This window comes from Phocaeicola sp. RTP21198st1_B8_RTP21198_201120, assembly GCF_040929485.1.
In the GTDB taxonomy this organism is placed as follows: Bacteria; Bacteroidota; Bacteroidia; order Bacteroidales; family Bacteroidaceae; genus Phocaeicola; species Phocaeicola dorei.
In genome coordinates this window covers 1-4,177 of the sequence record NZ_JBCOCI010000159.1, presented here as the reverse complement: position 1 = coordinate 4,177, position 4,177 = coordinate 1, and the positions used below count along the sequence as shown (strand labels likewise).

Below are 4,177 nucleotides of genomic sequence, written 5' to 3'. Positions count from 1 at the left end.
GGGTATCAGTCCGTAATACGGTCATACATTCATACGGTCATACCGTCGCACGGACGGAAAGGGGCTGTTTCCCGACCGCAGGAAAGCGGAGCAGTCATTCCCGTTTACAAAGGCGAAGCAAGCACGGGGCTTTCCGTCGGCTGCAAGGTCGGGCGGCTACGCCGTTAGGGGAACAATCTCCACCCTCATGCTTCGGGTAGTATTCTTCCCCTAAACCTTGCATCCGACCGCCCCGTGCAAAGAAGCCTTTGAAAACGGAAACGACCGCCCCGCCGCCCACCACCGACCGAAAGGGAAAAATAATAAGGTGGGGTTATACGGGTAAGCAGGTGGCAGGGAGAGCCACCACAGAAAGACCGCTGACACGCCGCAGGGTATTTACGGAGAAAATACCGTAGCTTATTAGGGAATTTTCCAAGCCGCAATACTCCGTATCGCTGAAAATTCCCCAATAAGGCAAGGGGCAAGCCCCTCTGCACACCCCGTTGAGGACGGCATTTCGCCGCCCTCAAAGATAGTCAAGTTTATTGTTTCACAAGCTAAAAAAGAAAGGAATATATATGGGTTTCGTAGTATTGCACATGGAAAAGGCGCACGGTTCCGACAGCGGAACGACCGCCCACATCGAGCGTTTTATCATCCCGAAGAACGCAGACCCGACACGGACGCACCTGAACCGAAAACTCGTTGCGTACCCCGACGGGATAAAAGACCGTTCGGCGGCTATCCAGAGAAGATTAGAAGAAGCTGGGCTGACACGCAAAATCGGAAACAACCAAGTACGGGCAATCCGCATCAACGTGTCGGGAACGCACGAGGACATGGAACGCATCGAAAGGGAGGGACGTTTGGACGAGTGGTGCGCCGACAATATGAAATACTTCGCCGACACGTTCGGAAAGGAGAACATCGTGGCGGCGCACCTGCATCGGGACGAGGAAACGCCCCACATACACGTCACGCTCGTTCCCATCGTCAAGGGAGAGCGCAAGCGCAGGAAACGGGAGGAGCAGACGAAGAAGCGATACCGCAAGAAGCCGACCGACACCGTAAGGCTATGCGCCGATGATATTATGACACGGCTAAGGCTGAAATCCTATCAAGACACCTATGCCGTGGCGATGGCGAAATACGGGCTGCAAAGGGGCATAGACGGTTCAAAGGCACGGCACAAGTCCACGCAGCAGTATTACAATGAAACGAAGAAACTCGCCGACAGCCTCAAAGCGGAGGTAGTGGATTTGCAGCGTCAGAAAGAAACGGCGCAGGAGGAACTCAAACGGGCGAAAAAAGAGATACAGACCGAGAAGCTGAAAGGGGCGGCAACCACCGCAGCCGCCAACATCGCCGAGAGTGTCGGTTCTCTTTTCGGCAGTAACAAGGTCAAGACGCTGGAGAGGGAGAACACCGCCCTGCGTAGGGAGGTAGCCACGCACGGGGAAGCCATCGAAGCCCTGCAAGATAGAATACAGACCATGCAGACCGACCACAGCCGACAAATGGCGGAAGTAGAGCGGAAGCACCGCAGGGAGATAGCAGACAAGGAAGCGAAACACAAGCAGGAAATATCGTTTCTGAAAACGATAATCGCAAGGGCGGCGGCATGGTTTCCCTATTTCCGTGAAATGCTCCGTATCGAAAACCTCTGCCGCCTTGTCGGGTTCAGCGACGGGCAGACGGAAACACTCGTCAAGGGAAAGCCGTTGGAGTATGCAGGGGAACTCTACTCGGAGGAACACGGACGGAAATTCAAGACCGAAAAGGCAGGGGTTCAAGTGATGAAAGACCCCACGGACGGGACGAAATTAGTTCTTGCCATCGACCGAAAGCCCATTGCCGAATGGTTCAAGGAGCAATTCGACAAGCTAAGGCAGAACATACACCGCCCCATACAGCCGCAAAGAAAAGGCAGGGGAATGAAGCTATAACCGTTTTATCTTGCTGGAAGATAATAAAAAAAGTGCTGTTCATAATTTCCCTTATGAATGGCACTTTTCGTACTTTTGCATATTAAATTAAAGCTACCATAACTCTATTCCTTCTGTATTAGAACATTCCAACTCCAATAATCCTTTTTTGGCATCGAGGCCGCCTCCGTATCCCGTGAGTTTATGATTGCTGCCGATTACCCGGTGGCAGGGTACCAAGATAGAGATAGGATTGGTGGCATTGGCCGATGCAACTGCACGTACAGCCTTCGGGTTATGGATGCGGCGGGCAAGTTCGCCATAAGATATGGTCCTTCCATAGGGTATTTTCATCAGTTCTTCCCATACAGTACATTGAAATTCCGAACCGGTAAAGACAACGGGGATGTCGAATATCTTACGGTGTCCGGCAAAATATTCTTCGAGTTCCCCAATGGTCCGTTTGATGACGTCGGAAGTTCCTTCTTCGTACTTCGCACTCAGATGTCGCTGTATGCGGCGGTCTATCGTACTGCGGCGTTTCTCCACCGCCCAATCGCAAATACACAGCTTGTCGCCGTAAGAACCGACAAGCATATCACCCACGGGCGATTGATACCGTGTAATCTTTATAGTTTCCATATTGTTCCTTTTATTGTTGGGAAATTCTTTCATACATATTTTACATGGTCTATATCCGGCTTGTAATGCTTCCTCAAGCGTATCATAAAACACGATGTTCTTTTCCAGAGGCTTCGCCGGACAATCCGGTGTACAAACAATTTTCGTTGTTCTGACGGCAACGAAAAATTTATCACGATAGCTTGCGTCTCTATTTCTTACCGCTTTTATCTTTTCTTCTGTTTTCATCATACTTGTTGTTGGTCGGTGCATAATCTTTCATTCCTTCTATTGCGCCTCCTGCCACAGCCCAAAAGTAAAGACCTGCGACGGAAGCATAAGGAGAAAACCGTTTCTTATATCGGTCGAACAGTTGCCTGTTTATTACTTTATGGTGATAGACCATACGCATACCCCGCACAAGAGCGAGGTCGCCGAAACTCAATATGTTGCGACGCTGCATGGAAAACAGCATAAGCATTTCGGCTGTCCAGATTCCTATACCGTCGAGTTCTACAAGTTTGGCACAGACCTCTTCGTCCGACATTGCCCTAAGGGATTCGATGTTAAGTTCACCCGATAAGACTTTTTGTGCTGCCGATTTGATGTAAGCCACTTTTTTGAATGTAATGCCGAATTGCTGTAACTCTTCGTCGCTTAAACTGTCGATGACCTGCGGTGTTATCTCGCCGAGGACGGTTACCATCTTTTTCCAGATTGTCTTGTGAGCCTTTGTCGAAATCTGTTGCCCTATAATCGAATTGACCAAAGCGGCAAACAAGTCGGGAATAACTTCCCGCTCTATCGGCCCAACCTTTTCCATTACCTCGGCAAGTTTTTTATCCCGCTTTTTCAAATAGGACACCTCTGTCTCGCCATAGATAAAAATATTACGGTCGGTCATCAGCTTGCTTGTTGTGGAAATATTCATTAGAATCCGCTGGAGCCTCATTCCGATTGGAATCGTCATATTCCCTTATGACGGAAGCGACGGTGATTCGGTAATTTTCAAAAAGCCTTTCACGTCCTTCCGATTGGCTCGTACGGTGGTGAAGTTCATTACGCCACTTTTCAACGGCTTCTTCGTTCTCCCATACATTCAGAGACAACAGTTTACCTTCTTCATTCAGACTACTGAACCGTTCGGAACGAATAAAACCTTTTGCATCTGAAAGCAATAGTTTTAATTGGGCGGCAAGTTCGAGATAGCGTACTTTACCCTCTGCCGTTGGCGTTACTTCAAAAAGAACGACCACTTTTCCGTTGTTGTTTTCTGTATTCTTTATCATTTGATTGTCATATTTTTAGTTGTTTCTCGTTCTATGGCTCTTCTACAATCCGTGTTGCCGTCTTCCGGGCGTTCTTCAAATCGCCTGCAATGATGTATCTCAACAACTTCTCGTGAGAAGATTGTGAATTTATGAAGCAATCCGTACCATCGTAAATACGATTGAACTCCGAAAGCAAATGCAGGGAAGCAGAACGGTAAATGTCTGCCAATATTCGATTGTGGGTAGCATCGGCAATTGCAATATGGAAATTCATGTCGGCTTCGATACATTCTTTCAACAAACCGTCTTTCGCATTTGCCTTTCTTGCTTCAAGGGAGGACTGCATTCGCTCTATATCTTTTTCTGTTCTTCTTGCCA

At 48.6% G+C, this 4,177-nt stretch carries 5 protein-coding genes and 1 pseudogene; 1 reads left to right on the top strand and 5 read right to left on the bottom strand.

Annotation, left to right across the window (positions count from 1 at the left end; all coding sequences use genetic code 11):
- Positions 1-560: 560 nt before the first annotated feature.
- Positions 561-1,928 (top strand): MobV family relaxase, encoded by a 1,368-nt coding sequence (gene mobV, locus AB5935_RS23745; protein ID WP_038610055.1) that lies wholly within the window; start codon positions 561-563, stop codon positions 1,926-1,928.
- Between the two features lie 93 nt (positions 1,929-2,021).
- Here the strand turns inward: mobV and AB5935_RS23740 are convergent, their stop codons facing one another.
- The 5 genes and pseudogenes from AB5935_RS23740 to AB5935_RS23720 form a co-directional block, all read right to left on the bottom strand.
- On the bottom strand, positions 2,022-2,549 hold the full coding sequence (locus AB5935_RS23740) for a methylated-DNA--[protein]-cysteine S-methyltransferase (RefSeq protein WP_038612346.1): 528 nt from the start codon (positions 2,547-2,549) through the stop codon (positions 2,022-2,024).
- A gap of 90 nt (positions 2,550-2,639) precedes the next feature.
- Positions 2,640-2,777: pseudogene (locus tag AB5935_RS23735) on the bottom strand (Ada metal-binding domain-containing protein); the annotation flags it as partial.
- On the bottom strand, positions 2,740-3,432 hold the full coding sequence (locus tag AB5935_RS23730) for a DNA-3-methyladenine glycosylase family protein (RefSeq protein ID WP_038610058.1): 693 nt from the start codon (positions 3,430-3,432) through the stop codon (positions 2,740-2,742). The gene AB5935_RS23730 and the pseudogene AB5935_RS23735, both read right to left, overlap by 38 nt.
- Positions 3,419-3,817 (bottom strand): antibiotic biosynthesis monooxygenase family protein, encoded by a 399-nt coding sequence (locus AB5935_RS23725; protein ID WP_038610061.1) that lies wholly within the window; start codon positions 3,815-3,817, stop codon positions 3,419-3,421. Before AB5935_RS23725 ends, AB5935_RS23730 begins: the two co-directional genes overlap by 14 nt.
- 31 nt (positions 3,818-3,848) lie before the next feature.
- The coding region (locus tag AB5935_RS23720; protein WP_368327640.1) for a FadR/GntR family transcriptional regulator at positions 3,849-4,177 on the bottom strand (329 nt) is incomplete at its 5' end.

Excerpts from the sequence above, each read along its gene's own strand:
- AB5935_RS23730 (WP_038610058.1), bottom strand. The coding sequence starts at position 3,432 with ATGACCGACCGTAATATTTTTATCTATGGCGAGACAGAGGTGTCCTAT.
- AB5935_RS23740 (WP_038612346.1), bottom strand. The coding sequence starts at position 2,549 with ATGGAAACTATAAAGATTACACGGTATCAATCGCCCGTGGGTGATATG.
- mobV (WP_038610055.1), top strand. The coding sequence starts at position 561 with ATGGGTTTCGTAGTATTGCACATGGAAAAGGCGCACGGTTCCGACAGC.
- AB5935_RS23725 (WP_038610061.1), bottom strand. The coding sequence starts at position 3,817 with ATGATAAAGAATACAGAAAACAACAACGGAAAAGTGGTCGTTCTTTTT.